The 25,921-nt window shown below is 66.8% G+C and carries 23 protein-coding genes and 1 pseudogene; 8 read left to right on the top strand and 16 right to left on the bottom strand.

Annotated elements, in window-relative coordinates:
* Positions 1 to 407: 407 nt before the first annotated feature.
* Positions 408 to 986 carry a GNAT family N-acetyltransferase gene (locus tag JOF55_RS16415; RefSeq protein ID WP_310275208.1) on the top strand — a complete coding sequence of 193 codons (579 nt, stop codon included), beginning with the start codon at positions 408 to 410 and terminating at the stop codon, positions 984 to 986.
* A gap of 60 nt (positions 987 to 1,046) precedes the next feature.
* Here the strand turns inward: JOF55_RS16415 and JOF55_RS16410 are convergent, their stop codons facing one another.
* The 4 genes and pseudogenes from JOF55_RS16410 to JOF55_RS16400 all read right to left on the bottom strand — a co-directional run bounded on the left by JOF55_RS16410 (position 1,047) and on the right by JOF55_RS16400 (position 4,499).
* The gene (locus JOF55_RS16410) at positions 1,047 to 2,045 is read right to left on the bottom strand and encodes an RNA-guided endonuclease InsQ/TnpB family protein (protein ID WP_374727290.1); all 999 of its coding nucleotides are present in this window, start codon (positions 2,043 to 2,045) and stop codon (positions 1,047 to 1,049) included.
* 151 nt (positions 2,046 to 2,196) lie between these two features.
* A pseudogene (locus tag JOF55_RS24500) lies at positions 2,197 to 2,262 on the bottom strand (hypothetical protein); the annotation flags it as partial.
* Between the two features lie 4 nt (positions 2,263 to 2,266).
* Positions 2,267 to 2,665, bottom strand: a complete 399-nt coding sequence (gene tnpA, locus JOF55_RS16405; RefSeq protein ID WP_310275206.1) for an IS200/IS605 family transposase — start codon at positions 2,663 to 2,665, stop codon at positions 2,267 to 2,269.
* 151 nt (positions 2,666 to 2,816) lie between these two features.
* The gene (locus JOF55_RS16400; RefSeq protein ID WP_310275204.1) at positions 2,817 to 4,499 is read right to left on the bottom strand and encodes a DUF885 domain-containing protein; all 1,683 of its coding nucleotides are present in this window, start codon (positions 4,497 to 4,499) and stop codon (positions 2,817 to 2,819) included.
* A gap of 111 nt (positions 4,500 to 4,610) precedes the next feature.
* Between JOF55_RS16400 and JOF55_RS16395 the strand changes: the two genes are divergently transcribed.
* Entirely contained in the window at positions 4,611 to 5,348 is a 738-nt protein-coding gene (locus JOF55_RS16395; RefSeq protein WP_310275202.1) for a DUF3153 domain-containing protein, read from the top strand.
* 173 nt (positions 5,349 to 5,521) lie between these two features.
* Positions 5,522 to 6,652 (top strand): polyprenyl synthetase family protein, encoded by a 1,131-nt coding sequence (locus JOF55_RS16390; protein WP_310275200.1) that lies wholly within the window; start codon positions 5,522 to 5,524, stop codon positions 6,650 to 6,652.
* 46 nt (positions 6,653 to 6,698) lie between these two features.
* On the opposite strand, the gene JOF55_RS16385 is transcribed toward JOF55_RS16390, so the two are convergent.
* Positions 6,699 to 7,067, bottom strand: a complete 369-nt coding sequence (locus tag JOF55_RS16385) for an Rv2175c family DNA-binding protein (protein WP_310275198.1) — start codon at positions 7,065 to 7,067, stop codon at positions 6,699 to 6,701.
* 132 nt (positions 7,068 to 7,199) lie between these two features.
* On the opposite strand from JOF55_RS16385, the gene JOF55_RS16380 reads away from it, so the two are divergent.
* From JOF55_RS16380 to mptB, 3 genes are all read left to right on the top strand, one after another.
* Positions 7,200 to 7,469, top strand: a complete 270-nt coding sequence (locus JOF55_RS16380) for a hypothetical protein (RefSeq protein ID WP_310275196.1) — start codon at positions 7,200 to 7,202, stop codon at positions 7,467 to 7,469.
* Positions 7,466 to 9,505 (top strand): Stk1 family PASTA domain-containing Ser/Thr kinase, encoded by a 2,040-nt coding sequence (pknB, locus tag JOF55_RS16375; protein WP_310275194.1) that lies wholly within the window; start codon positions 7,466 to 7,468, stop codon positions 9,503 to 9,505. Before JOF55_RS16380 ends, pknB begins: the two co-directional genes overlap by 4 nt.
* Positions 9,506 to 9,623: 118 nt before the next feature.
* Complete coding sequence (mptB, locus tag JOF55_RS16370) at positions 9,624 to 11,204, top strand: polyprenol phosphomannose-dependent alpha 1,6 mannosyltransferase MptB (protein WP_310275192.1); 1,581 nt, start codon at positions 9,624 to 9,626, stop codon at positions 11,202 to 11,204.
* A 57-nt stretch (positions 11,205 to 11,261) separates the two neighbouring features.
* Here mptB and JOF55_RS16365 read toward each other — a convergent pair whose 3' ends face one another.
* The 4 genes from JOF55_RS16365 to JOF55_RS16350 form a co-directional block, all read right to left on the bottom strand.
* Complete coding sequence (locus JOF55_RS16365) at positions 11,262 to 12,650, bottom strand: class II 3-deoxy-7-phosphoheptulonate synthase (protein ID WP_310275191.1); 1,389 nt, start codon at positions 12,648 to 12,650, stop codon at positions 11,262 to 11,264.
* Positions 12,651 to 12,778: 128 nt separating this feature from the next.
* Positions 12,779 to 13,816, bottom strand: coding sequence for a 6-phosphofructokinase (locus JOF55_RS16360; RefSeq protein ID WP_310275189.1), 1,038 nt, complete (start codon positions 13,814 to 13,816; stop codon positions 12,779 to 12,781).
* Between the two features lie 93 nt (positions 13,817 to 13,909).
* Positions 13,910 to 14,413 (bottom strand): polyadenylate-specific 3'-exoribonuclease AS, encoded by a 504-nt coding sequence (locus JOF55_RS16355; protein WP_310275187.1) that lies wholly within the window; start codon positions 14,411 to 14,413, stop codon positions 13,910 to 13,912.
* 149 nt (positions 14,414 to 14,562) lie between these two features.
* The gene (locus JOF55_RS16350; RefSeq protein ID WP_310275186.1) at positions 14,563 to 15,321 is read right to left on the bottom strand and encodes a lysophospholipid acyltransferase family protein; all 759 of its coding nucleotides are present in this window, start codon (positions 15,319 to 15,321) and stop codon (positions 14,563 to 14,565) included.
* 276 nt (positions 15,322 to 15,597) lie between these two features.
* Between JOF55_RS16350 and JOF55_RS16345 the strand changes: the two genes are divergently transcribed.
* Positions 15,598 to 16,062, top strand: coding sequence for a DUF308 domain-containing protein (locus tag JOF55_RS16345; protein ID WP_310275184.1), 465 nt, complete (start codon positions 15,598 to 15,600; stop codon positions 16,060 to 16,062).
* 91 nt (positions 16,063 to 16,153) lie between these two features.
* Here JOF55_RS16345 and JOF55_RS16340 read toward each other — a convergent pair whose 3' ends face one another.
* The 4 genes from JOF55_RS16340 to JOF55_RS16325 form a co-directional block, all read right to left on the bottom strand.
* The gene (locus tag JOF55_RS16340) at positions 16,154 to 16,675 is read right to left on the bottom strand and encodes a hypothetical protein (protein ID WP_310275182.1); all 522 of its coding nucleotides are present in this window, start codon (positions 16,673 to 16,675) and stop codon (positions 16,154 to 16,156) included.
* Between the two features lie 3 nt (positions 16,676 to 16,678).
* Positions 16,679 to 17,905, bottom strand: a complete 1,227-nt coding sequence (locus JOF55_RS16335) for an ArsA family ATPase (RefSeq protein ID WP_310275180.1) — start codon at positions 17,903 to 17,905, stop codon at positions 16,679 to 16,681.
* A 49-nt stretch (positions 17,906 to 17,954) separates the two neighbouring features.
* On the bottom strand, positions 17,955 to 18,401 hold the full coding sequence (locus JOF55_RS16330) for an SRPBCC family protein (RefSeq protein WP_310275178.1): 447 nt from the start codon (positions 18,399 to 18,401) through the stop codon (positions 17,955 to 17,957).
* A 145-nt stretch (positions 18,402 to 18,546) separates the two neighbouring features.
* Positions 18,547 to 19,335: a metallophosphoesterase family protein gene (locus JOF55_RS16325; RefSeq protein ID WP_374727289.1), complete on the bottom strand. Its 789-nt coding sequence runs from the start codon at positions 19,333 to 19,335 to the stop codon at positions 18,547 to 18,549.
* 293 nt (positions 19,336 to 19,628) lie between these two features.
* Between JOF55_RS16325 and JOF55_RS16320 the strand changes: the two genes are divergently transcribed.
* Positions 19,629 to 21,437 (top strand): AMP-dependent synthetase/ligase, encoded by a 1,809-nt coding sequence (locus JOF55_RS16320; protein ID WP_310275176.1) that lies wholly within the window; start codon positions 19,629 to 19,631, stop codon positions 21,435 to 21,437.
* A 70-nt stretch (positions 21,438 to 21,507) separates the two neighbouring features.
* On the opposite strand, the gene JOF55_RS16315 is transcribed toward JOF55_RS16320, so the two are convergent.
* From JOF55_RS16315 to JOF55_RS16305, 3 genes are all read right to left on the bottom strand, one after another.
* On the bottom strand, positions 21,508 to 22,821 hold the full coding sequence (locus JOF55_RS16315) for a hypothetical protein (protein ID WP_310275174.1): 1,314 nt from the start codon (positions 22,819 to 22,821) through the stop codon (positions 21,508 to 21,510).
* 128 nt (positions 22,822 to 22,949) lie between these two features.
* Positions 22,950 to 23,999 (bottom strand): C40 family peptidase, encoded by a 1,050-nt coding sequence (locus tag JOF55_RS16310; protein ID WP_310275172.1) that lies wholly within the window; start codon positions 23,997 to 23,999, stop codon positions 22,950 to 22,952.
* 526 nt (positions 24,000 to 24,525) lie between these two features.
* A complete protein-coding gene (locus JOF55_RS16305; protein WP_310275171.1) occupies positions 24,526 to 25,902 on the bottom strand; it encodes an NYN domain-containing protein in 1,377 nt (458 codons plus the stop codon).
* Positions 25,903 to 25,921: the final 19 nt, after the last annotated feature.

The raw sequence follows: 25,921 nt of genomic DNA, 5'->3' as shown, positions 1-25,921 counted from the left end.
TCCGGTCGGAAAGCGCTTTTTCGCACCGTCGGTCGCATGGGAGCACCAGCACGTTCTTGTTCAGCCGTGGGGAAGCCGGCGGTGCCCGGCGGTGGTGTGCTTCCCCCACACCACCGCCGGACCGCGCTCGAACCGCCGCCAGAGCATCGCCCACCTCGTCTCGGAGGTGTGTCGAAGCCCTGCGCTCGGGTCGACCGTGGTTGGCCGGTCGAACTTCAGTTCGAACACATTGAGATTAGCGTCCGCTGCGGACACGATTCAAGAGCTCCGCCATAGATCACCAGTTCGAATGACATGCCTCGGATGTGCACGTCGGTTCCGGCTACTCGGCGTCGCGTTCCTCGCGGCCACAGCACTCACCCGACCGGACGGCACATGGTTCGGGCCGACCCCTTAGTGTGCGAACCGTGAGCGCTGCGCCCTCTCCCCGATGTGACCGAGTGGTGGAACTGTCCACCGACCAGCTTCGTGCCCGTCTCACCGAAGCCGTACAGCTCTACGTCACGGCAATGGGCTATCCGACCGCCACCGCGCAACAGCGCGCCCCCATGTGGTCGGCGCACATGCTGCGACCGGGCTGGCGCTGTATCGGTGCGTTCGACTCGCACGACGAGCTCATCGGTATCGGATACGGCTATCTCGGCGCCCCGGGCCAATGGTGGCACGAGCAGGTGCACCGGGGGATGCTCACCGCTTTCCCCGCCGCGCACGTCGAGGCGTGGATGAGCAATTACTTCGAGCTGACCGAGCTGCACGTGCGGCCGGACAGTCAGGGCGGCGGACTCGGCGAAACCATCCTGCGCAGGCTGCTCGACGGTGCCGAAGGGCGGGCGGTGCTGCTGTCCACTCCGGAAGGGCCGACCCGGGCCTGGGCACTGTACCGCCGGGTCGGCTTCACCGATCTCCTCCGCGACTATCGCTTCACCGGTGATCCGCGCCCCTTTGCCGTTCTCGGGCGCAAGTTGCCCCTCGAAGCTTCGGGCTGAGCGGCCGGAACCTTGACGTCCTCCACACGGCTAAAGCCGGTGGATTCCAACTCTCGCGCGTTACGCGGCGGGTCGGTGCGGTAATACCTCACGGGTTCCCGCTAGTTCCTGCTTCACAGACCCACCCGACGGCGAGTCTCCACAGGCTGACACCGACAGCCCGTCGGCCAATACATTCTTGGCTGCGTTCACGTCCGCGTTCTCGCAGTGTCCGCAGGTGGTGCACCGGAACCGCGCTTGGCTTTCACGCGATACCGGGTCCACACGGCGGCAGCGAGAACACGTTTGCGACGTGTACGCAGCCGGTACCTCCACAGTCCTCGCGCCCGTATACCGCGCCGCGCTGCGCAACGCGAGTTCGAGCTCGTGCCACCCCTTGTCCAAGATGGCCCGGTTCAACCCCGCCTTCTGCCGCACCTGCGAACCAGGCTGTTCGACGGTGCCTTTCGCGATGCCGGTCATGTTACGGGTCCGCAGGTCCTCCAACGCCACCGTGCCGTGCAGGCCGGCGAGACGGCTGCCGGTCCAGGCGGTGAAGTCGTCACGCCGGTCGCGTTCGCGGCGCTTGATGCGGTTCATCTTCGCCACGGTCTTCTGCCGGTTCGCGGACCCCCTCTGCTGCCGGGCAAGTTTCTGCTGCAACCGCCGATACCGACGCTGCTCGCCGGGTGCGGCGAACTGGCGGTCCCGCATGGTGCCGTCCGAGCAAGCCACCGCAGCGGCCACACCCCGGTCCACCCCGACCACGCTCTCACTCGGGTGCTGCTGCGGTGTCTGCTTGCCATCCTCCACGAGGAACGACACGAACCAGTGCCGTCCGTCGCGGGATAACGTGACCGACCGCACCTGCCCGTCCAGGTGGCGTGACCAGCGAAACGACACCCAGCCGAGCTTTGGCAGCTCCGCCCGGGCCTTCCGCTTGCCCAACCGCTCCACGGTGATGTGGTTGCCAGCCGGGAACCGGAACGACGGGTTCCAACGGCGTTTCGAGCACCAGTGCACCCGGAACGTGCCGTGATCCCGGCAGGCCGCATCCAGGTCTTTCAGCGTCTGCTGCAATACGTGCGACGGCGCTTCCGCCAGCCACGGACGTTCGCGTTTGGCCTCGGCCAGTTCTCCGGCTTGCCGGGTGGTAGTTCATCCACGCGCCGCGCCGACGGTACTCGCGCCGCTGGGCCAGGCCGGTGTTCCACACCGACCGACACACGTTCCCGATCTGCTCCGCGTACGCGGCCTGATCGTCAGTGAGCAGCTTGTACTTTCGTCCCGTCAGCATCGGCTTACCGCTTCTTCTGCTGTTCGACGTAGCGACGGATCGTGGATAACGGTGCGCCGCCGACCGTGGCCACGAAGTAGGCGTTCGTCCACAGCGTCGGCAGTTTCGCCCGCAGCCGCGGAAACTCCTGCCGCAGCTCCCGCGACGACCGGCCCTTGATGGCCTTGACCAGCTTGTGCACCCCGTACTGCGGGTCCACCTCGACCAGAAGGTGCACGTGGTCCGGCATCGTTTCGAGTTCCACCAGCCACGATCCCTTCTCGTCGATGACTTCGCGGATGATCTGTTTCAGCCGTTGCTCCATGCGTCCGCCGATGATGTTCCGGCGGTATTTCGGGCACCACACCACGTGGAACGCGCATTGGAAGGTCACGTTCGAGTTCGAGCGCGGTGTAACGGCCACGACTGACGCTAAACAGCACGTCGCTACCTATTGTCGCTCGGGCAGCCCGTATGGTGCTGTTGGTCGTGCGTTTAATGCGCTAACCCCACGGCTAAAGCCGGGGGCCTGCGCGCTACATAGAACCGATCACGGGTTCCGACCGCAGCCGCACTCACAGCAACGCGAGTTGCCGTCGCAGGGTGTCCAGCCCCATCGCCCCCATCCGCAACGCATCCCGGTGGAAGGCCTTGAGGTCGAACGCCGCACCATGGCGCTCGCGGGCATCATCGCGAGCCGCCAGCCACAGACGTTCACCGAGTTTGTACGAGGGTGCCTGCCCCGGCCAGCCGAGATACCGGTCGATCTCGTCCCGCACGTGGGAGGGATCCGTGATGGTCCTGGTGAGCATGAATTCCAGGCCCAGCTCGGGGGTCCACCGGTCGCCCTCGTGGAAATTCGTCCCCTTCGGAATCTCCAGTTCCAGGTGCATACCGATGTCCACGATCACCCGGGCGGCGCGGAACAACTGGTCATTGAGCATGCCGAGCAGGTTGCCGTCGTCGGCCAGGTATCCGAGTTCGCGCATCAGCCGCTCCGCGTACAGTGCCCAACCTTCACCGTGTGCGGACACGAAGCAGGCCAGCCGCTGGAACTTGTTCAAGCGCTGCGACTGATGCACCGACGTGGCGACCTGGAGATGATGGCCGGGGACGCCTTCGTGGTACACGGTCGAGACCTCTCGCCAGGTCGGGAATTCCTCCTTGTCGGCGGGTACCGACCACCACATCCGGCCGGGGCGCGAGAAGTCGTCCGTCGGGCCGGTGTAGTAAGCACCGACACCGCCGCCGGGCGGAGCGATGCGGCATTCCAGGTTCATCAGTTCTTCGGGGATCTCGAACTGGGTCTCGCGCAGGTCCCGTAGCGCCTGATCCGACAGCCGTTGCATCCATCCGGCAAAAGCTTCCTGGCCGTGAACCCGGTAGCACGGGTCGGCGTCGAGGGCCGCCGCGGCCTCGGCCAGGGTCGCCCCGCGTTTGATCCGGTCGGCGACCTGCTTCATCTCGGCCTCGATCGCGGCGAACTCACGCCAGCCCCAGTCGTACGCCTCCCGCAGGTCCAGCTCGGCACCGGTGAAAAAGCGCGACCACAGCCGGTACCGCTGTTCACCGACCGCGTCTTTGGTGGGTGCCTGCGGGAGCAGCTCGGTGCGCAGGAACTCCGCCAAGTCCGCATAGGCCCCGGCCGCATGTCCGGCAGCGGTCTCCAGCTCTCCACGCAGGGGCGGGTCGACGCCATCGGCCCGCGCCACCAGCGAGGCGAAGAACGACTTTCCGCTACTGCGACCGGACCAGGTTTCACACTGCTCGGCGACACGCTTGACCTGTCGCGCCGCCGCGACGTTGCCGTCCGCAGCGGCCCGGGCCAGTCCTGCTTTCAGTCCGCGGACCGCCGAGGGCATCGCCGAGAGGCGCCGGGCAACGGTTCGCCACTGCTCTGCGGTGTCGGTGGGCATCAGGTCGAACACCTGGCGCAGATCCTGCACCGGGCTGGCGATCACGTTCAGCGAGGACATGTCGGCACCCGCATCGTGCAATTCGACGTCCAGGCCGACTCGTTCCAGGAACACGGCCTGTGCGACCCGTTCCGATTCATCGGTGGGCTCGGCCGCGGCCGCGTCGGTCACCGCTCGACGTGCCAGTTCGGCACGCGCACGATGCCCGTCCGGAGAGTAATCGGTCAGTTTCTCGTCCTCGCCCGGAATCCCGAGAGCGGTTGCCGTGATCGGGTCGAGTTCGGCCAGTTCCTCCACGAACCGGTCGCTGATCTGGTGGACACCGTGCTGATCGGATGGCATACCGGGAACGCTATCGCGCTGTGCGATCGATCTTCGACCACGATTGCGCATCGGTGCGTGCCACCCGATCGCACCCGGTGAAATCCGTGCTCGGATGGCACGATCAGAAGGGTGCGGGAGGCAACACGGGGAATCGGCGGACAGCGGCGCGGCAGGCTTCCGGGCTGCGGGTTTCGGCGCGCCGGACATCGGCGTCGGATGATGGTGCTGCTGCTCGGCACACTCGTGGCGGTACTGGTGAGTGGCTGTCTGAACGCGAACGTGTCCCTGACCATTTCCGAGAACGACCGAGTGTCCGGGCAGGTCCTGGTGACGGTGCCCACTGTTGCCGGGCAGGAGCCGTTGCGGCTGCGACCGCCACGGGGCCTGGCCGAGCGCGTGCAGGTATCGCCGTACGAGGACAAGGGGCGATCCGGAACGAAGCTCTCGTTCACGCGGCTGACCTTCAACGAGGTGGAGCGGCTCGGCAGAACACTGAGCAACGCCGAGTCCCGGTATCGTTTCGACCTCAGCCGTACGGGATCGCTGGTCATGGTGCAGGGATCAGTGGACCTGACGCCCTTGGCGAGGACCGATTCCTCCGTACTGCTCGAGATCAACACGCCGGGCGAGATCACCACTACCAATGGTCATGCCAGCTCCGGGCTGGTGAGCTGGCGACCGAAGCCCGGAGAGGTCACTCGGATTTCGGCCACCTTCCAGTTCTCCAACACCAGCGAAGGCACCGTCTGGCTCGGCTGGACCACCTTCGTCGGCGCTGTGGCCATCGGGGTGGCCCTGCTGGTCGCGGTACTTGCCCTGTTCAGTCATCGTCGGATGCGTCGGGAGGCTCTCGAGGAGATTTCGTAGCCGACAGCCGTACCGCTGTCCATGCTGTGCACATCCCGATGCCGCACCAAGGCGCCTCGCCGTATTCGCTGTGTACAGCGGTCTCCTACCGGCTGTGAGCGTCCGGCGCGGTTCCACAACCGAAGCCACACCCCTTCGTGCCCTCCGGATGCGGCATCGCGGACGATGGTCGGATGCACGCACAGGATCTGGCCGTCGAGCAAGCCGTCACCGAGGACGTCGTCACCGTGGACATCGACCTGCCCGGCCACGTGCAGGAAACACTGGCCGACTATCTGGAGATCCGGGTTACCGAATGTCGTGGCCTCGATCCCGCCTTTGCCGAGGCCGCTCGGAAGCTCGCTCGCTTCGTCCTCGACGGAGGCAAGCGCATCCGACCCACATTCGCCTGGTGGGGCTGGCGCGCGGCAGGTGGTTCCGCGGAGGGGCCGCAGGCGACCGCGATGCTCCGGGCGGCCAGCTCTCTGGAACTGATTCAGGCGTGCGCCCTGATGCACGATGACCTCATCGACGCCTCCGATACCCGGCGCGGCAATCCCACCGTCCACGTCGAGTTCGCCGAAAGGCATCGCAGCGAGCACTGGGACGGCTCCGCGCGCCGGTTCGGCACCGCAGCCGCGGTACTCCTCGGTGACCTGGCGCTGACCTGGGCCGACGACATGATGCGTTCCGCGGGACTCCCCAACGACTCCATGGTGCGGGCATTGCAGCCCTGGCAGTCCATGCGCACCGAAGTGCTCGCTGGGCAGTATCTCGACATCCTCGGCCAGGCTCGCGGCGACGAGAGCCCGGCGTCCGCACTGCGGATCGACGAGCTCAAGGCCGCCTCCTACACCGTGGAACGTCCGTTGCAGTTCGGGGCCGAGATCGGTGGTGCCGACAGGGCCACCCTGACTGCGTTGAGCCGTTTCGGTGCCGACCTCGGCGTGGCCTTCCAGCTCCGCGACGATCTGCTCGGTGTGTTCGGCGATCCCGAGATCACCGGTAAACCGGCCGGGGACGACCTGCGCGAGGGTAAGCGGACCCTCCTGGTGGCCGAGGCGTTCACCAGGGCGCGGCAGCTCGGCGATGACGAGTCACTCGGTGTGCTGAGTTCCGTCCTGGGTGACATGGAACTGACGACCGCACGCGTCCGACAGGCGCGGGAGGTGTTCGAACGGCTCGGTGCCGTACGCGCCGTGGAAGAGCGGATCAGTGAGCTCACCGAGGAGGCCATGTCCACTCTGCGGAACACCGACCTGCCCGAGCCCGCCGCGACACGGCTGGCCGAACTGGCGATCGCCGTGACCGACCGCAATGCCTGATGAAACGACTGCTCCAAGGCCCGGTCAAGGGCCGCTGAAACACGCGCTAGAAGCCGCCCATGGCCTGCGCACGGCGCTTCACCTCGCGACCGCGGTCGCCACGCAGAGCATCGATCGGCGTGCCCGGTAGCGTGTCATCGGCGGTGAACAGCCACTGGAGGATCTCGTCCTCGCCGTAGCCGTTGTCACGCAGCAGGGTGATCGTTCCCCCGAGTCCCTTGACGATTGCGGTGTCGGTCAAGAAGGGGCTCGGCACTCCCAGCACCCCCTCTCGGCGCACTGCAAGCAGATGACCATCACGGATCAATTGGTGCACCCGGGTCACCGCGTGGCCGAGTCGCTCGGCGACGTCGGGCAGCGGGATCACCTCCACGTCGGGGGCGAGCACATCCGGGGCAGCTGGGACAGCACTCACATCCCCCACCTTGCCAGTCACCGCGCCACATTGCCAGCCACCGCGTCGCCACAGTCACCGGCCACCACACCACGACCGCCGACTCACGTACCGTGCACCGGCGGGGACATGGTTTCTCCTACGATCGGTACTGTGACCGAGGGTGTGTTTCGGAAGCCACCGGCCGGCCCACCGGTCGGTCCGCCGGTCGGTCCGCGCAGCGCGATCGGCGACGTGATCGATGCCGCGGCCGATGCCGCGGCCGATACCGCGGCCGATGGCACAGCCGAGGTGTTGCGGCGGCACAATGTGTCCTGCGCACCTCTCGCGGTGGGTTCAGGCGGTGCCCGGCGGCGAGCATTCCCCGGCACCACACTCCTGGAGGTATTCCTGACACGGCAGTGCACGGTGAGCACGGTATGACCGCCGAGACTCGGCGCGACCGACGCGACGACCTCGTCGGGACCATGCTGGAACGCCGCTATCGGGTCGACTCGCTGATCGCGCGAGGCGGGATGTCAGCGGTGTATCGCGGCCTCGACACCCGTCTCGAACGGCCTGTGGCCCTCAAGGTGATGGACTCGCAGTACTCCGGCGATCGCTCGTTCATCGAGCGATTCGAACGGGAGGCCCGCGCTGCCGCCAGCCTGCACCATCCCGATGTCGTTGCCGTCTACGACCAGGGAGTCGACCAGGACACCGGTAGCGATCGCGTGTACTTGGTGATGCAACTGGTCGAGGGCGGGACACTGCGCGATCTCCTCCGCGAGCAGGGCAGGCTGCCACTGCCCGTCGCGGTGAGCGTGCTGGAATCGGTGCTCTCGGCACTGGCCGCGGCGCATGAGGCGGGCATGGTCCACCGGGACATCAAGCCGGAGAATGTGCTGATCGGGCCGGGAGGCTCGGTCAAGGTCACCGATTTCGGACTCGTGCGCGCGGCGGCTTCGGCGGGAACGACCAGCGGCAGCGTTATTCTCGGGACCGTCGCGTACCTCTCCCCGGAACAGGTGACCACAGGAGCGGCCGACGCACGCACGGACGTCTACGCGGCCGGTGTCGTGCTGTACGAGATGCTGACCGGCGAGCCGCCGTACACCGGCGATACAGCCCTGTCCGTGGCCTACCGGCACGTCAACGACGACGTGCCCGCTCCCGGTGAGCATGTACCCGAACTCCCGGCCGCCGTCGACGATCTGGTGCTGCGCGCCACCCGCCGGGATCCCTCGGTCCGGCCTGCCGACGCCGCGGCATTTCTCACCGAACTCCGGGCTCTGCGAAACCACTCGGGCATGGGGCCGGTGGCGGTACCGGTCCCGGTCACCGAGCGGCAGGCCGACGACATCGACGATGACGACGACGAACCCGCCACCGACCGCTTTCCACCGGTGGACAGGACCGCGAACGGCACTGCCATGGTGCTGCCCGCACACGAAGACACCCGGTCGGGAGGGCCGCAGGGCACTCGCGCACTGTCGCGGTCCATGCTCGATCCCGAGCGGGCACAGGACATGAGCGCCGTGGAGGAGCAGCGGTCCGACGACCACAGTGCCGATCCTGCCCGGTCACGCCGTCGCAATCGCCGGAGATTCGCGGTCTCGACGCTGGTGGTTCTGTTGTTGGCGGCCCTGGTCGGTGGCACCGCGTGGTGGCTCGGCAGTGGCCGCTACGTCACGGTCCCGCCGCTCACCGGGGTAACCGAAGCAACGGCAGTGCGGGCTCTGCGCCAGGCCGAACTGGTTCCGGAGGTCACTCGCTCCTATCACGACACCGTCGCCGCGGGCACGGTCATCAGTGCGTCGCCGGCTGAGGGGTCCCGCACACCGCGGGGAGACGAAGTCCGCCTGGTCGTCTCCCGGGGCAAACCGAAAGTTCCCGAAGTACCCCCCGGCACGCCGGTGAGCGAAGCACAAAGCATGCTGCGCAATGCGAAACTCGACCCGGAGCTGGACTCCTCGGCCAATCGGTACCACGCCGAGGTACCGAAGGGGCGCGTCATCGGTGTGAATCCCGCTCCGGGAACGCCGGTGGCGACCAGTGCCACGGTCACGATCATCGTCAGCAAGGGACCACCGCCGGTGGCGGTGCCCGACGTGCGCGGGTCGAGCAAGGAGGAGGCTTTCGCGGCGCTGCGCCAGGCCGGATTCGAACCGTACGTGGCGGGGAGGAAATTCTCCTCCGAGGTGAGCACCAACCACGTCCTCAGCACGAAACCCACCGTCGGAACGAAGGTGAAGCTACAGGGCACTCCCAGGGTCGGAGTCGTGCTGTCGAACGCGGTGACCGTGCCGGACCTCACGGGCATGCGCGTGCGTCAGGCACAGCAGAAAGCCTCCGACCTCGGGGTACAGCTCGAGGTGAAGTCGTTTTTGAATCGGCAGAACGGCAGAGTGCTGGGCCAGTTCCCATTGGCCGGAACCAAGGTCGAGCCCGGTTCCAGCATCACCGTCACCGCGCTGTAGCGTCCGCACACCGCACTTCCGCGAGCGCGGGAAGCTCCTCGCGGCCTTTCCGCGAGAAGCACACGATAGGGCCACTCGAATATCGGGTGAAACCGCCGTGTGGGATTATGTGCACACGATGCCCCCGAGTCGTGCTCCGGTGTCGGCGCGGGTTCCATGGTCCAGCTGGGCCGATCTCACCGCGCTCGACGATGCTCCCAGCAGCGGCCGCGCACCGCGCGGACCGCTTCCTTTGCGCACCGTTCTGCTCGGCACGATCGGGACGGTGCTTGTGCTGCTGGGCTCGATCGGGGCCGGGGGCACTCTCGTGCACGACCCGATTCTCGGATCGGGGCCTCTCTCCGCTTTCCGCTACGGTCACGGCAAGTACCTCGCAAGCGCCGTCGTCTACCTCGGCTTCGGCCTGCTGGTGTGGGCGTGGGTGCGGCTGGGGCGCGGTGTACTCGCAGCCCAGGTCGGTTCCCGCAGTGTGCTGCTGGCTGCCGCCGCCTGGATCGCACCGCTGCTGATCGCACCACCGCTGTTCACGCGGGACGTCTACAGCTACCTCGCCCAAGGACTGCTGGCCCTGCACGGATTCGATCCGTACTCGGTGGGGCCTTCGGCACTGACCGGGCCGATTCCGGACAACGTGCACCCGTTCTGGCAGACCACTCCGGCTCCGTACGGCCCGCTGTTCATCGGCCTGTCCAAGGGCGTGGTACTGCTGGCCGGAGGTAACGTGATCGCAGGCGTCATCCTGATGCGCCTGCTTCTGCTCGTCGGCCTCGCCATGCTGATCCATGCCCTGCCCGGCCTGGTCCGGTATCTCGGAGGCAACCTCCCGGTCGCCTTGTGGCTCGCCGTAGCCGGTCCGCTCACCGTGGTGCACCTGGTGGGCGGCCCGCACAATGACTTGCTGATGATCGGCCTGCTCGCACTCGGCACACTCCTGGCTCTGCAGGGCAGGCACGCCTCCGGAATCGCGCTGGTGACACTGGCGATGGCGATCAAAGCGACTGCGGGACTCGTCCTGCCATTCCTCGTCTGGGTGTGGGCGAGCCGGTTGAGCGGACCTCGCCTGCACCGGTTCGTCAAGGCGGTGGTTCCCGCTGTGCTGCTGTACGGCGCGGTCTTCGGCGCCTGTACGGCACTGGCCGAGGTCGGGATGGGCTGGTTGCACGGCTTGTCGGCACCGTCGCTGATCACCACGTACACATCCGTACCGACCGGACTCGGTCAGCTTCTGCACAGCACCACCGAAGCATTCCTCGACGTCAACGCCGGTGTGTTCATCGGTGTATGCCGAACCCTCGGCGGGCTGGCACTTGTGGTGCTCCTGCTCTGGCAGTGGTGGCAGGCACGCGACGGCGGTGCGGATGCAGTCCAGCGTGCGGCACTCGTCCTGTTCGCAGGCGCGATGCTGGCCCCGACCATGTTCCCCTGGTACCTGTCGTGGAGCATGGCGCTCGCCGCCGCGCTGCCCTGGACAAGACGTACGTTGTCCGTGGCGGCCGGTGCTTCGGTGGTGCTGGTGCTCGCCTACTACCCCGACGGTGAAACCGGGCTGTACCACTGGCCGTCCATGGCAGCGGCCGTCGGCTTCGCACTGCTGGCCGCCGTATCGCTGATCCGATTCGATCCGCTGGGACTCGGCGAGACCTTCGGGGGGAACCATTCCCACGGCGCCGCGATCCGATCCGGCACGAACGGACGTTGATGGCGAACCGCCCGCGCATACCCGACAGCGTCGCCGCGGCACCAGCCGCCACGGCGATCAGCTGCGCAGCATCTCCGCCACGAGAAACGCCAGCTCCAGTGACTGCTGGGTGTTCAACCGAGGATCACAGGCGGTCTCGTACCGACCGGACAGGTCCGTATCGGAAATGTCCTGCGCGCCACCCAGGCACTCGGTGACATCCTCACCGGTCAGTTCGGTGTGAATACCGCCCGGGTGCGTGCCGAGCCGGTGGTGCACCTCGAAGAAGCCCTGCACCTCGTCCACGACCCGATCGAAATGGCGGGTCTTGTATCCGGTGCTGGCCTCGTGGGTGTTGCCGTGCATCGGGTCGCACTGCCAGATCACCTGGTGCCCGGACGCGGTGACCTTCTCCACGATCGGCGGGAGCAGATCACGCACCTGGCCGTTGCCCATCCTGCTGATCAGTGTCAACCGCCCCGGCTCGTTGTGCGGATCGAGTCGCTCCACGTATTCGACCGCTTGCTCCGGAGTCGTGCTCGGGCCGATCTTCAGCCCGATCGGATTCGAGATCATCTCGGCGAAGGCGATGTGCGCGCCGTCGAGCTGGCGGGTGCGGTCGCCCACCCACAGGAAATGCCCGGAGAGATCGTACAGGCGCGGTTGGTCACCGCTGGTGTCCAGCCGCAGCATCGCACGCTCGTAGTCCAGCACCAGCGCCTCGTGGCTGGAGTAGAAGTCCACGGAGTGCAGGCTGGAGTCATCCACGCCACAGGCCGACATGAACCGCAGGCCCCGGTCGATCTCCGCGGCAACCGACTCGTAGCGTTCCCCGGCAGGCGAATTGAGCACGAAGTCCTTGTTCCAGTCGTGCACCTTCGTCAGCGCGGCCATACCCCCGCTGGTCAGCGCCCGCGACAGGTTCATCGTCGCGCTCGCGTTGGCGTAGGCACGGATCAGCCGCGACGGGTCGTGGACTCGCGCCTCCTCCGTGGCGGTCAACGAGTTCACCATGTCACCGCGGTAGCTCGGCAGTCCGAGGGCATCGGTCGGCTTCGAACGCGGCTTGGAGTACTGACCGGCCATCCGCCCGACCTTGACCACCGGCATGCTCGCACCATAGGTGAGCACCACGGCCATCTGCAGCAGCGTGCGGATGCTCGAGCGGATGTGCGGCTCGGTGTTGTCGGCGAACGTCTCGGCGCAGTCACCCCCCTGCAGCAGGAATGCCTCGCCCCTGGCGACCGCCGCGAGATTCTCCCGCAACCGTTGCACCTCGGAGGGAACGGTTACCGGTGGCACACTTTCCAGCACCGACCGGACATTGCGTGCTTGTTCCGGATCGGGCCACTCGGGCTGCTGCGCCGCGGGCCGGGCAAGCGCGTCATCGAGCTGAGTGCGCATCTCGGCCGGCAACGGTGGCAGTTCGGGAAGGGTATCCACCGGTACGTCGACAGTCCAATTCACGCTGACCAGGGTAGGCGGTTACCCTCCCGCACCACACAGCGGGAGTGACTGTCCCAACAACCGGGAGACAGCAGTCACGCAGCGCATGTCGATTCGGCGAACATCCGAGCAGGCTTTCGAAGCAGGCCCTAACCGAACAGCGCTTGAGCCTCGGTGTAGCGCTGCGGCGGCACGGTCTTGAGTGCCGAGGTGGCCGAGGCGAGTGGGACCCGCCGAATCCCGGTTCCCTGCAGCGCCACCATCGTGCCGAAGTCACCGTCGTGGACAGCGTCGATCGCGTGCAAGCCGAACCGGGTCGCGAGTACCCGGTCGTAGGCGGTGGGGGTCCCCCCGCGTTGCGTGTGTCCGAGCACGACGGCACGCGACTCCTTGCCGGTGCACTGCGCGATCTCCTCGGCCAGCCAGGTTCCGACACCACCGAGGCGCACATGGCCGAAGGCGTCCTTCTCACCGGCCTGCAGTACCTCTTCGCCATCTTGCGGGACAGCTCCCTCGGCAACCACGATGATCGGCGCGTACTGTCGCTCGAAGCGCCGTTGCACCCATGCGCAGACCTGCTCGACGCTGAATCGCTGTTCCGGGCCGAGGATCACGTTGGCGCCCCCGGCCAGGCCTGCGTGCAGTGCGATCCATCCCGCATGCCGCCCCATCACCTCGACGACCAAGGCGCGATGATGGGACTCGGCCGTCGTACGCAACCGATCGACCGCCTCGGTGGCGATATGCACGGCGGTGTCGAAGCCGAAGGTGTAGTCGGTCGCGTCGAGATCATTGTCGATGGTCTTGGGGACACCGACGACGGGCACGCCTTCCCCGTGGAGTCGTTCGGCGACGCCGAGGGTGTCCTCACCGCCGATCGCGATCAGTGCGTCCACCTCGTTGTCGGCGAGGGTGGTCTTGAGCCTGTCGATGCCGTCGACGTCGTTGTACGGGTTGGTGCGCGAGGACCCCAGAATCGTGCCGCCCCGGCTCAGAATGGCCTCCACGTCGTCCAGGCCCAGCGGCGTCACCAGCCCCTCCAGTGGACCCTGCCAACCGTTGCGGAACCCGAGGATGTCGTGACCGTAGACCTCGATTCCCTTACGGGTGACCGCGCGCAGCACCGCATTGAGTCCCGGACAGTCACCCCCACCGGTCAGTACACCGACACGCTTGCCAGTCGCCATCCGGCCGCCTCCTCACCCGCATCCCTGTGGATGTGACGTGGGTCTCCGGGAGAGAGCCTGTCATGGGCTGGATCGGTGCAGCAAGTGGCGAGGTCAGCGCACCGGGTAACCACGCTCGCGGCGACGCTCCTCGATCACGTTCCATCGCCGCAGGTTGTGCCTGGCATCGGCCAGAGCGTCGTGGGCATTCGAGGGGGCGGGCGGCAACTTCGGCTTGCCGACGGCTTCCCAGTGCTGACGCAGGTCACGGGTGAACTTCGGCAGCTGCGACGGCAGAGCGGGCATCGCACCCCACAGTTGGGCCAACGCGACGTGGTCGTAGGCGGCGTACCACGCCCACAACTCGACATCGGACCCGCGGGAAGTCAGGAACGCGTACAGATCCTCGCGGATCCGCGCGCGCGAGCACCAACTGTCCGAGGACGGTGGCGGCAACTGCGGCAACACGTGCCGACGCACCCAGCTACCGGCCCGGGTCGAATCGAACTCCGTGGACACCGCGTAGAACTCGCGGCCCGTCTCGTCGACCACACCGATCGAAATCAGCTCGATGGTCAGCCCGTCTTCGATGAACTCGCAGTCGTAGAAAAACCGCACCGGTCAAGAATATGCGCCATTCGAACGAACCAGGACACGCCCCGCCCGGGTGTGCCCTGCCGGAGCCTCTTATGCTCTGCCCGCTTATACCGCCGGTGGGAAGGAGCTCGAGTGCTCCATCGGCAGGACCGCGGCATCGGCCGGGCGCATCAGCCCGCTTTGGTTTCCGGGAGCCGATCGGCCTCCTGCCGATCCGACGGATCCGCCCGCTTCGTGATGACCCGCCCTTGCGTCTCCAGGTCGTCCTTGGCTTTCGCCGCGTAGACGTCGACGTACTCCTGACCCGACAGCTCCATGAGCGCATACATGATCTCGTCGGTGATCGAACGCTCCACGAAGCGGTCACCGGCGAGACCCTCGTAGCGGGAGAAGTCCAACGGCTTTCCGACCCGCACCCGGATGCGGAACGGGCGCCATATGGTGGACCCGATCGGATTGGCCCGGTCGGTACCGATCATGGCGATGGGAATGACGGGCACGTTGGCTTCCAGCGCCATCCGTGCCACTCCGGTCTTTCCCTTGTACAGACGGCCGTCGGGTGAGCGGGTCCCTTCCGGATACACGCCGAGCAGTCTTCCCTCCCGGAGTAACCGCACGCCGGTGTCGAGGGCTGCCTGCGCGGCGGCGCCGCTGGAGCGATCGATGGGGACCTGTCCGATCCCGGAGAAGAAGTATCTCTTCAGCGCGCCCTTGAGTCCCCGGCCCGTGAAGTACTCCCGCTTGGCCAGGAAGGTCACCCGTCGCGACATCTTCAGTGGCATGAAGAACGAGTCGGCCACCGCCAGGTGGTTGCTCACCAGGATGGCCGCCCCGGACTCGGGGACGTATTTCCGCCCTTCGATCTTCGGCCGACACCACAGTTTCATGAGCGGACCGAGAAAGATGTGCTTCAATACCCAGTAGAGCACTGTGCCGTTGCCTCCTGACGCCCCGAGTACGCTGCTTTAGCGTACGGAGCCCGTTGGGTACGCACAATGTGGGATCAATATCGCCGACATCGCACCGACCGGACAGTTATCCTAGGACCACGCGCGACCAAGACGTGCCGCCAGGGTTGCCAACAGGCCCGGATTGCCCACGGATCCGGTTGTCAGCAGACCAGGGCTTGCCGGTGCCCCGGGCGGGTTCGCCGGTAGCGTCGAGTGCGTCCACAGGATCCACCGCGAGCGCGCCAGGGAAGTCGTATGAACACGCGCCATGGCAACGCCGACGGCCCCGACGACATCGACGCGGCATTCGCGGAGATCGTGGCCGAACTGGAACGCGATACCCCACTGCCCCGATGGCCGACGGGTGACACACGCACCGAGGAGTCCGGTACGGCGGATCCGGCGAGCTTCCCGGCGGACGAGTCGGAGGCGGACGAGCCGCACGGGCCACGGAACTGGTCACCCCCCGAGGAGGACGAAGGCCACTTCGAGCCCCCGGATCCGCCACCGCTGCCCGCGCCGAAAGCGGGCACCGTGGGCGGCATCGTCCTGATCATGCTGGGGGTGGGATTGCTGGTGGTACCGGGTTTGGCCGGGTGGCTCGGCACCATCGCACTACCGGCCGGGCTGATCTCGATCAGTGCAGGCATCGGATGGCTGCTTCTGCGGATACGTCCCACGCCTCCGGACTCCGCGTGGGACGACGGCGCCCAGCTCTGAATTCGCAGCACGGCTAGTGCGTTTTCGTCCGGGGTCCACCTCGCCGGTCTCCGGTGCCGGGCACATCCCGGTGTGCCGTCAACGCCGACGGTCAGCACCCGTGTCCTTCGGCGCGGACTTCTCCTTCACTCGGACGCAGGACACTTCCGTGTACTCGCTGTACGCCGATCCGCTGCACCGGAGGCGCATCGTTGTCGGGGCCGGGTTCCGGCGAGAAACCGTTCGCGGTTTCCGGACGAGTCCGTTCGGCGTCTCGAGGTGAGTCGTCCTGCTCGGCGAGAATCCGGCGCAGCACGGTCACGAGTCCGGCCAGGTGCTCGGACATCCGCGTGGCCAGTTCCGGCCGGTCCCCACGAAGGAACGACATCGCCGCACACAGCGGGCACCACTCGCAGGTGCCCGCCGAGGAACATCGCAGCCGTTCATCGGCGGCCGTATCGGCTCCTCCCGCCTGCTCATCGGGGCCACGGCCCAGCCCCAGCAGGTACTCCTCGGCTCGGAATGCGAGGGCATCGAGCAGCCACCGCAACTCCTCGCCCGTTCTGTCCCGGCCACCGTGTCCGGCACCGTGAGCGGCACCTTCCGCGGAAGTCTCCTGTCGTGTCCGATCCACTGCTCACCGCATCCACAACTCGGGGTCGGGCCGGAAGGCCACGGTCACCCCGTCATCACCGGCTTTCGCCCCGGTCACGGTGCAACGCCGCAACACCGCGGGCAATGCGATCAGCTTGCGACGACCATCCACGGTCACCGCAAGCTCGTCACCGACCCGGGCGAGATCGAGGTCGGCCCCATCGTGCAACGGCAGCGCAATTCGCAGAGCATACTCCGAGTCCAGACTACGGCCACCACCGGTGACCTCCATTTCCGGAGCCCGCCCGGCACCGTCGAGCGGATCGGAGTCGCCGTAGAGTTCCGCTCCGAGTTCGAGGAGTGCGCGCAATCCCACCGGTTCCCCCGCGCGATGCTCCACCACGCGCAGCGGAACACCGGCACCGGAGCGCAGCTCGGCCAGGACGGTGTCCTGCTCGTTGCGGCGGGTACGCAACCAGTTCGCTGCGGTGCCCCGCGCCGATCCCGGGTGCGGCACCAGCCGGTTGGCCACCAGGCCGTCGACATGGATCCGCTGTAGCGCCAACGCCGTGAGCGTGCGGCGGGTTTCCGCGGCCACGACGGCTTCGGGAGTCAACACCAGCCGGACGCTGGTCCCCGCAGCGGCCAACCACTCGGTCAGCGTGCCGAGCCGTCCGGCCAACCGACCGAGCGCATCCGCCACCGCGTCCCATCTCTCGAGGTTGTCACTCCCCGCCATCCCCGCCAGCAGTCCGCGCACGGCACGCCGATGCGTCGGAAAGAGCCGTTCGAGGTAACCGGTGAACGCCTCGGGCAGCGCCAGCAGTCGCAGGGTTTCGGCGGTCGGACCACAGTCGACGATGACGGTGTCCCAGACACCGTAGGAGACCAGCCGGTGCACTTCACCGAGAGCCAGCAGGTCCTCCACTCCGGGAAGAACGGTGAGCTCTTCGGTGTTCAGTTCGGTGACACCCGCCCCGAGCAACAATGTCCGGAGGTGCTCGCGGAGCTCGCCCCAGGCATCGTCGACGAGCGTGCGGGTATGTACCTCGGCGGCATGCATCCGGAGGTCGCTGTCAGCGCAGTCCGGCAGCGGTACCTCTTCCGGCTCCGGACCGAGTCGCGTGCCGAGCGCGTCGGCCAGCGAATGCGCCGGATCGGTGGAAACCACCAGCACCTTGTTGCCCCGTACGGCCAACCGTGCCGCGGTGGCCGCGGCGAGGGTCGTCTTACCCACGCCGCCCTTTCCGGTGAACAGAAGGCTTCGCACGGTTGATCTCTCCCACGCAGGCATCCGTCGGCCGCACGGCGGACAACGGTCACTGATGTGCGGACTCGACACGGCGCTTCAGCTCCTTCAGCGCCGTATCCATGATCATCTTTTCGGCCTTGCGTTTGAACATGCCGATCATCGGAATCGCCAGGTCCACGGCCAGGTCGTAGGTCACCTCGGTGCGCTGGTCCGACTCGGGGCGCAATGTGTAGCTGCCCTGCTGAGCCTTCTGCACCTGTCCCTCGGACAGGGTCCAGCTGACCGACAATCCGTCGTCGCTCCAGTCGTAAACGAGAACATAGGTGTCCTTGACCACGCCTGCGTCCAGGACGAACCGAACCTTCTCCGCTTTCCCAGCGGATGTCGTCGACAGCACCTGTGTCTCCTTCACCGCCTCGGCCCACTCCGGGTACGCGGCGAAATCCGAGATCACCGACATGATCTCCGGGGCAGAAGCCTCGATCACAATGGACTGGGTGGACTTCTCGACCATGCCGGGCAGGCTACAGGTCGAGACCCGTATCCGGCGTGAAGGCCGGTGATTACTGCCCTATCGGGATGTCGCCCTCGGCCCCCGGTGCGCCTGCCGGGACCGTCCCGGACAAGTCCCGGGCAGTCGACCGACACTGCGACACAGCTCACCATCGCAACACGTACGGCTTTCCGGTGTGCTTGAAGTGGCCGACGTTGACACACTCCGTGAAGCCGATCCGCATCCGTTGCGCCAGCGGCTGATGCACATGACCGAACAACGACCATCGGGGCAGATCCCGCCCGATCCGCTCGAGCGCCCCGCTCGATCCGTGTTCCGGACGGCGCGCCACGACGTCGTAGAGCAGCTCGGGCACGTTCGGAGGGACATGGGTGCACAGCACGTCGACCGGGTCGAGCTCGCCCAGTACCTCGTTGAACTCGGCCGCGGAACGCAGGTGCGGCACCCATGGCGCGTCGCGGCGCAGCACTCCTCCCGGCGGCAGTAATGCCCCACCGGCGAAACCGAAGCGCAGACCACCGATCTCGACGCTGCGGCCGTCCAGCACATGAATTCCGTGGCCGGCGAACTCCGGCCACAGGTGCGGCACGTCGACATTGCCTGCCGTGGCATAGGTGGGTGCGGTCATCGCACCGAAAAGCTCCGCATACTGCTCGCGGACGGCCTCCTCCACGACCTTGACGGGATCGGACAGGCTCGCCCACAACGAGCGGGCGTAAGCCCCCACATCGGCTCCACGGTGGCTACGGCGCAGCTCGGCGAAATGTGCCACCTTCTCCGCGCCGAACACCGCGCCGAGGATGCCCTTGCCGTGATCGTGGTAATCGACGAAGTCGATCAGGTCCCCGAGCACGACGAGCGCGTCGGCGCCCTCACCGGCACGCTTGAGTCCCTCCACGTTGCCGTGGACATCCGATACCACATGCACCCGCAAGCCGGCTCCGTTCACCAGTCCGATTCGTCCGTACCCGAAAGTAGCGAGGACGGCCGGGGCAGCGCACTCTCCACCACCTTCCCCCGGACCACCCGACCGGCGAACCACGACACCGGATGGGCCGCGTTTCGAGCTCTCGCCCCACAGGAAATAATGCGGAACAGTGCTGTCGAGCCCGGCGCACACCAGGGCCTGACCGGTGATCCGACCCGATACGGGAAACGGGGCTACCGATCGGTAGCTTGCAGGGTTAGGTTGTTCCTCACAATTTGGCGTGTTTTCGGAGGTTTCGAGTGCGAGAGTTCAGCGTCCCCGCCACGACCAGTGTGGCCGACGACGAGAACCTCACCGACATGGTGTGGGCCAATGCGGAACGTTTCGGTGGCACCGTGAGCTTCCGGCGCCGAGTGGAGGGCACCTGGGTCGATGTGACCGCCGCCGAATTCGCCACCCAGGTTCTGGGCGTGGCCAAGGGGCTCATGGCCTGCGGTCTGCAGCCCGGTGACCGGATCGGCCTGATGTCACAGACCCGCTACGAGTGGAGCCTGCTCGACTTCGCGATCTGGGCAGCCGGCTGTGCCACCGTGCCCATTTACGAGACCTCGGCCGCCGACCAGGCCGAGTGGATCCTGTCGGATTCCGGGGCCAAGGCCGTCATCGTGGAAACCGAGGCACACCGCAGCGAAGTGGACACGGTGGTCGACAAGCTCACCGAGCTGCGCCATGTCTGGCAGATCGACGGCCCGACTCCCGATGGTGCTGCCCCGGCGGTGGAGGAGCTCACCTCCCTGGGCACCGACATCACCGACACCGACGTCGACGAGCGCCGCCGATCGGTCAAGGCCGACGACCTCGCCACCCTCATCTACACCTCGGGGACCACCGGTCGCCCGAAGGGCTGCGAACTGACGCACCGCAATCTGCTCGCCGAGGTTCGCTCCGATGTCGATGCGTTCCCGCAGCTGATGCAACCGGGCAACTCGATGCTGATGTTCCTGCCGATGGCCCACGTGCTGGCGCGTGCCATCGCCATCGCCTGCGTGTACTCACGGCTGACGCTGGGCCACACCGGCAACGTCAAGGAACTCGTCAACGATCTCGGCTCGTTCCGCCCCACCTTCGTGCTGGCCGTGCCTCGCGTGTTCGAGAAGGTCTACAACACCGCCAAGCAGAAGGCCCACTCCGAGGGCAAAGGCAGGATCTTCGACGCCGCCGAGGCCACGGCCGTGGCCTACAGCCAGGCACAGGAGCAGGGCGGACCGGGAGTCGGCCTGCGCATCAAGCATCTCGTATTCGACAAACTCGTCTACGGCAAGCTGCGTTCCGCGCTGGGAGGCCAGTGCGTGGCAGCCGTCTCCGGAGGCGCTCCCCTGGGGGAACGGCTCACCCACTTCTACCGGGGCATCGGGGTGCCGATCCTCGAAGGCTATGGCCTGACCGAAACCACCGCCGCGGCAGCCGTCAATGTCGAGCACGCCTACAAGATCGGGACGGTCGGCAGGCCACTGGCGGGCACCAGCATTCGGATCGCCGAGGACGGCGAGATCCTGATCAAGGGTGACGTGGTGTTCCGAGGCTACTGGAACAATCCCACCGCGACCGATGAATCCCTGGAGGACGGCTGGTTCCACACCGGTGACCTCGGTTCTTTGGACGAGGACGGTTTCCTGCGGATCACCGGCCGGAAAAAGGAGATCATCGTCACCGCAGGCGGCAAGAACATCGCCCCGGCGGCGCTGGAGGACCATCTGCGGGCGCATCCGCTCATCAGCCAGTGCCTCGTCGTCGGGGACCAGAAGCCGTTCATCGGCGCCCTGATCACCATCGACTCCGAGTTCCTGCCGTCGTGGCTGGCCAATCACGGTCGTTCCGAGAACCTCGAGACCGCCGACCTCGTCGATGATCCGGAGCTCCGTGATGAGGTGCAGAAGGCCGTCGACAGCGCCAACGAGACCGTGTCCCAGGCAGAACGGATCAAACAGTTCCGCATCCTGCCGCATGACTTCACCGAGGCTCGCGGGGAGATGACGCCGAGCCTGAAAGTCAAGAAGAACAAGGTCGCCGAGAACTACGCCACCGACATCGAAGCGATCTACTCCTGAAATATCGGACGGTGCTGCGCCGGTGGTCGGGTACCCCGGATCGGGTCCACGGTCACCGGCGCAGAGCGCCTCAGCCGAAAGTACGGCGCAAGTACCGGCCCCAGTTGTCGACGAACTCGGCTCTGGTCATCCCCGTCATGTCGTGCAGCGCCTCCGCCGCCTTTTCGGACGACCGTGACCCGGCGATACGGCGATACAGCTCGACCACGCGCTGCTCGCCCCATTCCTGGACGAGGAACCGCACCACCGACCACGACTGCTGATAGCTCACGTCCAGACGGTTGCCCGACCTTCGGAAATCACGATCCGACGGCAACGCGGTGGGCGGGCCTTCCGTACGAAGCCGACGGATCAGGTCCGGCACGATCCGTTCCGGAGGAATCCCGCTACCGCGGTAGCCCACGTAATCGGCGAATCCCTCCAGCATCCACATCGGGGCGCCGCCGACGGTGTCGGCCCGGGCGGCGATGTGCAGGATCTCGTGCTTGAGCACCACGCGCAGGGCGGTATCGCTCAACGGACCCGCCATGCGCGTGTTGAGGATCACTCGCGCCCCTTCCACACGCCCGGTGGTGGTGTCCACCTCATCGGTCACCGCAACGGCCGCGATCCCGTCCAATCCGAACGAGGGGCCGACCAGCGCGCGTAGTTCCGCACGGGAACCCGGTACCACGACACCGATCCGGCGGGACCACTCGGTGCCCCATACTTCGGTGACGGCCGCGATCGACTCATCGAGCATCCCGGCCACTCGATCGACGAGTTCCCGGTTGGAATCGTGGCCGAGCACCAATCCCGACTCCGTCGGTACCGCACGCACCATGCCGTGGTCCCACGGTCCACGCCAGGTCGAACGTCCCCGTGACCGCAGGGCGGTATCGCTGGTCAGGTACCACGAGTCACCTCGCCGAGCGAACAGATAGCCCATCACCCGAGTGACGGGCACGGTATCGACTCCGGCCAGGGCGTAGTTCAGGGTCACGCGTGGAGCCCACAGCTCGTCGGGAGGGGCAGGAAGGGTCTCGGGGTCCGGCGGAGGCACTGTGGAGGCAGCCTCAAGCCGGTAAGTCCACTTCGCCAGCGGTACTTCCGTCAGGTTCCGCACGAGCATGCGTTGCCGGTGTTGAAATCGTGACGACGCCTTCGGATCGACCGATGTCATGAAGGCGGCCTCGTCTCCGGTGCGCAGCGCCTCGGCGCGTCGGCGCAGGAGCACGGTGATGTCGTGCTGACGCGAAGTCGCCGCGATACGGCCGCCCCGGCCCCGCCTTTCGGGGGGATCGACGGCCTGTTCCCGGGGCGGCACGGGGGTCCAGGCCATCATCGCGATTCCGGTCAGGACCGCAACGAGAAAACACCCTCGCCACGTCCTGAAGGCCCGCACAGAGCCGATGGTAAGTCGCCTGCGTGGCGCGGGCAGGCCACGCAGGCGCACTCACCCGGACATTCTCCCCACCATGGCGCGGAAAACCGGCGCACCCGCAAAGTGCCGGTTCGAACCGAATGCCGAGCTCAACCCGCGACGCGACGCATGCGGTTGACCGGTGCGATGTCCTGATAATCCGTCACATGCACCGTGGAACCGGCGGTCGGTGCGTGCACCGCCTTGCCGTTGCCCACGTACATCCCCACGTGACTCACCGGGCTGTAGTAGAAAATGAGGTCACCGGGCTGGAGCTGGCTCGCCGAAACGGGCTTGCCGGTCTGTGCCTGGGCACTGCTGGACCGCGGAATCGACACTCCGACCTGGTTGTAGGCCCAGTACATCAGGCCGGAGCAATCGAACCTGTTCGGTCCCTCCGCACCCCAGACATAGGGTGAACCCTGCTTGCTCAATGCTGCCTGCACCGCTCCCGCAGCAGCACCGGCACCTCCCTGGAACTCGTAGTCGGTGTTCCCACCGGGGATCGCCGCCTGCTCTTCGCTGGTCAACTCCTCCAGTTGATCGCGCGCCTCGGCGACCTGCTCCTCCATGGCGGCTTTCTTCTCGGCGATCTCCTTCTCGATGCGGGCCGCATCGGCTGCCGCCTTGGCAGCGCGCTTCTTCGCCTCGGCAGCACGCCGCTCGGCTGCCTCGGCCTTGTCCGTGGCGGCTGCCAGCGCCCGGATCGCCTCGCTGTTGTCCTTGGCCAGGGCGTCCATGGTGGCCGCGCGGTCGAGGTACTCGCCGGGGGATTCACTGACCAGCAGCGCGGAAAGCTGGTTGAGCCGGGCCCCTTGATAGGCCGAACTGGTGAGTTCATCGACCTTGACGCGGAACTTCTCTTCCTCGGCGCGTGCCTGGTCGGCGACCTTCGTCGCCTTGGCAGCAGCGGCCTTGGCCCGCTTGAGGTCGGCCAGCCGCGCATCGTGATCGTCCTGTGCCCGGTGGTACTTCTCGGTGAGCTTCTCCGCCTCGCGGGACAGCTTGCGCAGCTGCTCGACCGCTTCCGGGGCACTGTCGGGAAGTTGCGGATCTGCGATGGCCGGCGCGGAGGTCATGGTGATCGCGGCGGCAACCGCCGTCACGGTGAAAGTTCCGCGCATCGAGCGCTTCGTTCGGTGCGACGCCACCTCGCGCATAGCTCCTTCACTGCTCCGACCGCCTGACCGGGATGCGGTCACAGGTTCGAGCCACGATGCGGCCCACCGACGGGCATGCTGGGCATACCCGGACCGGACTCGTCCACGAGACGAGCCCCCGGTTCGGCTCCCCGACAAGCCGAGACGGCGGTGACTTCGCGGAGCCACCCGGTTTGAGTAGCTGATCGCCACGAAGTCTCGGCTAGGTTACGAGAGGTGAGCCGAGGCGTCCAGAGTGGGTCCGATAGAACCACACCTCTCGGCATCGAGCCCCGAAAGGAGGAACTTCGATCGCTGAATGTAGCCGAAATGCAGGTCCCGCCCCGTGCTCGAAAACCGCGCCCTTGACGGAGACCTCCTTCGATATTCCACCGGGCACGACACGTGACCGGCTATGAGATCACTCTCATGCGCCGAGCGGTCGAAGACCGTCGCCGAGTTGTCCTCCGCAGTGACCGCACGACGTACGGCGAGCGAGCACTTCACGATCACGTCGTGCCCATGCACAGCACTTCTCGACGACGTCCTACGTCCGGTTGATACGCGCGAGCAGCACCGAGGAAGCCACCGCGTAGGCCCCGCGATGCCGCACCGAGGTGACCACTTCCTGATCCGACGTGGCCACGATCAGTTGCCGTCCCGGCGGCTCCGCCTCCACCAGGCCACGGATCACGTCGTCGGCCTGGACACCCGGCTCGCTGAACAGCACCCGAACCCCCCGCGGCCCGGCCGCGGGGACCGCGACCACATCGGCACCGTCGAAAACCAAGGTCACCTCCACCCCGGTCTGCGCGGCCAGGGATGCGAGCTGATGAGCCAACCGGTCCCGCTGATCGGCAAGCGGAATCTCCGGATAGCCGGTCTTGGTGACGTTGTAGCCGTCCACGATGAGATGGATCGCAGGCAGCGCCAGCAGGCGCTCCAGTGCGGCTCTGTCGGGTACGTGCGGCGGAGTTCCGGTATCCGCCCGCACTCCCGAGACCGCATCAGCCGGTTTGGGGCCGCGCCCGGTGGCGCCCAGTTCCCGACGCAAGCCTCCCAGCGCACCCTCCATCGTCTCCAGCAGAAGTGCCAGCCGCATCTCGTCGCCCTGCCTGGCTTCCCGCGCCGATCGGCGAGCGGTCTCGGCCTCGGCCCCAGCACGCTCCGCGCGAATACGCTCCTCCTGAGCCTTCGCCTGCTCGCGGTCTCGTTGTGCGGTGGTCTCCGCGATCGCGGCCGCCGACTCCTGCCGGACGCGTTCCAGATCGGCCCGCGCGGATTCGGCCTCCTGCCTGGCCTCCTTGAGACGGACGCCCTGTTCGCGGAGTCGCTTGCGCAACCGGTCCGCCTCGGAATCATCGGTGTCTCCGGCACGTTCGGCTGCGAGCTTGGTCTCGGCCAGCTCATTGCGCAAGCGCTCGACCTCACCGGCAAGCTTGTCCGAACGGGCCAGGGCCGAGTCCCGTTCGGAACGCAGTTGCCCACGCTCGGTGCGGTAGCCGACCAGCTCCACGTAGTGCGTGGCCACAGCCGAGTCCTGTAGGAGCGCGGCCGCGGCCACGACGGCAGGGTCACCATGCTCGAGATCGAGTGCCTCGGGCCGGTGTGTCCGGCACCAATCCACCACCGCCGTGCGGAACACGGCCGAATCACGCAACGCCGCGACCAGGGGCACCAATCCCAGTTTCGCCCGCTTGGCTGCCGCGAACCGCACGACGGGCCGTAATTGCGCGGGAATGTCCGAGTGGCGCAGCGTGCCCAGCGCCGCCGCCGATAACTCGGCCAGTCGGTGAGCCACCGGACCGGGCAGGTTCTCCCAGTCGACCCGGGCGACAGCACCACTGGTCTGCTGTGCACTGTCGGCAGCAGACTCGTCGGGAAAGGGTGCCTCGTTGCCGTCACCCGTCGTCGGCGGTATCACTCTCCCAGGTTAATCGCCG

The organism is Haloactinomyces albus (assembly GCF_031458135.1).
Classification (GTDB): domain Bacteria; phylum Actinomycetota; class Actinomycetes; order Mycobacteriales; family Pseudonocardiaceae; genus Haloactinomyces; species Haloactinomyces albus.
Note: the sequence above shows the minus strand (reverse complement) of the source record. Positions and strands in the feature narration are given on the sequence as shown.

What these genes read in the sequence shown, in the direction of transcription:
- JOF55_RS16400 (WP_310275204.1), bottom strand. Translation starts at nt 4,499, where the DNA reads ATGCCATCCGATCAGCACGGTGTCCACCAGATCAGCGACCGGTTCGTG.
- JOF55_RS16390 (WP_310275200.1), top strand. Translation starts at nt 5,522, where the DNA reads ATGCACGCACAGGATCTGGCCGTCGAGCAAGCCGTCACCGAGGACGTC.
- pknB (WP_310275194.1), top strand. Translation starts at nt 7,466, where the DNA reads ATGACCGCCGAGACTCGGCGCGACCGACGCGACGACCTCGTCGGGACC.
- mptB (WP_310275192.1), top strand. Translation starts at nt 9,624, where the DNA reads ATGCCCCCGAGTCGTGCTCCGGTGTCGGCGCGGGTTCCATGGTCCAGC.
- JOF55_RS16360 (WP_310275189.1), bottom strand. Translation starts at nt 13,816, where the DNA reads ATGGCGACTGGCAAGCGTGTCGGTGTACTGACCGGTGGGGGTGACTGT.
- JOF55_RS16345 (WP_310275184.1), top strand. Translation starts at nt 15,598, where the DNA reads ATGAACACGCGCCATGGCAACGCCGACGGCCCCGACGACATCGACGCG.
- JOF55_RS16330 (WP_310275178.1), bottom strand. Translation starts at nt 18,401, where the DNA reads ATGGTCGAGAAGTCCACCCAGTCCATTGTGATCGAGGCTTCTGCCCCG.
- JOF55_RS16310 (WP_310275172.1), bottom strand. Translation starts at nt 23,999, where the DNA reads ATGCGCGAGGTGGCGTCGCACCGAACGAAGCGCTCGATGCGCGGAACT.